Source organism: Neisseria sp. P0001.S005 (assembly GCF_051963715.1).
The window spans coordinates 1-258 of the sequence record NZ_JBQCTZ010000998.1; the positions used below are offsets into that span (position 1 = coordinate 1).

At 46.9% G+C, this 258-nt stretch carries 1 pseudogene; it reads left to right on the forward strand.

From position 1 onward, the window contains the following. A pseudogene (locus ACTHSP_RS23830) lies at positions 1-152 on the forward strand (5'/3'-nucleotidase SurE); the annotation flags it as partial. Positions 153-258 lie beyond the last annotated feature (106 nt).

Below are 258 nucleotides of genomic sequence, written 5' to 3' on the forward strand. Positions count from 1 at the left end.
CGGTCGGCGATGTTTCCGACAGCGAAGAAGGTACCGACTTTGGCGAATGCGCGTCCGGCTTCATCACGATTACCCCCCTGCAAGTCGATTTGACTGCCTACGGACAAATGGAGCAAACCGCTTCCTTTTGGTCAGAAATCCCTGCGCCTTAACAGTCCCTAACAGCCGAACACTTGAGAAACAAGCATATTTTTATTATGATATGCTCCGACGAGAACAATTACCCGAATACGAAAGTCATTAACATGTTGAAAAAAA